The organism is Micromonospora sp. 4G55 (assembly GCF_016803375.1).
On sequence record NZ_JAEVHN010000828.1, the window covers coordinates 1 to 2406 of the forward strand.

General features: G+C 73.2%; 1 protein-coding gene and 1 pseudogene. Both read right to left on the reverse strand.

Annotation, left to right across the window (positions count from 1 at the left end; translation table 11 throughout):
- Positions 1-700, reverse strand: a 700-nt coding sequence (locus tag JNW89_RS34815) for a hypothetical protein (RefSeq protein ID WP_238452261.1), incomplete at its 3' end; no start/stop codon positions are given.
- Between the two features lie 87 nt (positions 701-787).
- Positions 788-2357: pseudogene (locus tag JNW89_RS34820) on the reverse strand (polyamine aminopropyltransferase).
- Positions 2358-2406: the final 49 nt, after the last annotated feature.

Sequence of the window (2406 nt, forward strand, 5' to 3'; positions counted from 1 at the left end):
TGGCCCGGCTGCGCGGGCGGATAGCCCGCCTGCGGGTAGCCCGGGGTGGCCGGGTAGCCGGGGGTCGCCGGGTAGCTCGGCTGGCCGGGGGTAGGTGGCGCCGGGGGACCGGCGGCTCCCAGACCTGCTGCGGCTTGCGGAAGAACTCGTTGGCCTTGGGGAGCGCGAGCAGGATCAGCGCGGTCAGCAGGGCGAGCAGGGCGATCACCGCGAGCAGCGTGGTGACCGGGCCGTACCAGGACGGCAGGGCCTCCTGCAGCCGGCGCTGCACCTCCTCGGCACTCGGGGCGTCACCGTTGCTCGGCGCGCCGCTGCCGGCGGTGAGGCCGCCGGCGGCGTTGCTGGCCGTGCCGAGGCCGCAGCAGCAGAACATCAGGCCGCCGAGCACCCAGGTGGTGATCCGGGTGCCGTTCACGCCCCGGTTGTTGAACAGGCCGAGCACGGCGAGCACGATGGCCAGCAGCAACCCCACGATGGCGCCGCCCACGCTGAACGCGATCGCGAAGTCCCCCACCCCCTGCACCCCGTTGGCGGAGGTGCCGCGGTATGCCTCGTCCATCACCTCGCGGATGGTGCCGATGGTGGTGATCGCGATGATCAGGTTGATCACCTGGATGAGCGCGAACAGAATCAGCAGATAGCTGGAAATCGTCACCACGGCCGGCCGGACGCGGGCCGGTGTGTGCTGGGAATCGACCACGATTCTCCTTCCCCTAGATCGCGCCCACACCGTATCCACTCCGGCCCGGCCGCGCGCGCACCACATAGCCGGCGGCCGGCGACGGGGTCAGTAGCCGCGCCACTCCGTGCGGGCGTACTCCAGCACCCTGGGCTGGAGCAACGTGGACGCGGGGACGTCGAGGCGGACCCGGTCGGCGGGGAACGCGGCCGCTGCCCGCAGCACCGACGGGTCGAGAAAACGCAGCGGCGGCACGTCCGCCGGCAGCTCCAGCGCGGGCGGGGTCACCCCGGCGGTGGCGAGCAGGAAACCCCAGTCGCCGAAGGAGGGCACGTCCACGTGGTACGGCACGGTGGCGAAGCCGGCCTCGCGTACCGACGCCTCGATCGACCAGTACGACCGGGGCGCGAAGTACGGCGACCCGGACTGCACCACCAGCCGGCCGCCCTCGGCGAGCGCCGACCGAATCAGCGCGTAGAACTCGACGGTGTAGAGCTTCGCGGTGGCGGTCTCGTCCGGGTCGCAGATCGGCCACCACCACGTCGAACCGTTCCGTGGCGGTACGCAGCCAGCCGAACGCGTCGGTGTTGACCACCCGGACCCGGGGGTCAGCGAACGCGTCCCCGTTGAGCCGACGCAGCTGCGGCTCGGCGCGGGCCAACGCCACCACCGCCGGGTCCAGGTCGACCACGGTCACCCGGCGGACGTCCGGGTACCGCAGGATCTCCCGGACGGCGAGCCCGTCGCCGGCCCCGAGCACCAGCACCTCGCCGCGTGGTCCGCGCATGGCGGGATGCACCAGTGCCTCGTGGTAGCGGTACTCGTCGACCGAACTGAACTGGAGGTCGCCGTTGAGGTAGAGGCGCAGGTCGGTGTCGGCGTGCCCGACCTCCCGCACCGACCGGGTGAGCACGATCTCCTGGTAGCGGCTGCGCTCGGCGTGCACCACCGGATCCCGGTAGAGCTGCTGGCGGGCGGTCAGCTCGAAGTCGGCGGCGGTGATCCAGGCGTAGGAGAGGCCGAGGGCGACCACGACGGAGCCGGCGGCGAGCGCGATCCGCGCCCGGCGGCTCAGCTCCGCCCGGAACACCGTGCAGACCAGCGCGAGGCCGGCCACCGCGTTCACCGCGCCGACCACCAGCGCTCCCTTGAGCTGGCCGAAGACCGGCATCAGCAGGAACGGGAAGGCCAGCCCGCCGAGCAGCGCCCCGACGTAGTCGGCCGCGAACAGGTCGGCCACGGCGCTGCCGGCGGACTGTTCGCGGATGCGTTGCAGCATGACCATCAGCAGCGGGATCTCCGCGCCGATCAGCAGGCCGAGCACGAACGCGGTGCCGACCAGCGCCGGGCCGTAGAGGTCCAGCCAGGCGAAGGCGGCGTAGAGGCCGAGCACGGAGAGCCCGCCGAGCAGCGCCAGGGTCAGCTCGACCATGGCGAACGCGGCGGCGGCCCGGGACTGCAACGGCTTCGCGGCGAGCGCGCCGACGCCCATCGCGAAGACCATCACGCCGAGCACGATCGAGGCCTGCCCGACCGCGTCGCCGATCAGGTAGCTGCCGAGCGCGACCAGGGCCAGCTCGTACACCAGGCCGCAGGCCGCGCAGACGAAGACCGCGAGCAGGACTCCGGCCCGGGCCGCCCGCCAGCGCGCTGGGGCGGCCGGCGCGTCGGTGGTCACGCCCGCTCCGGGGTACGCGTCGCCGCCGTTTCCGCCCCGGCGCGCTGCG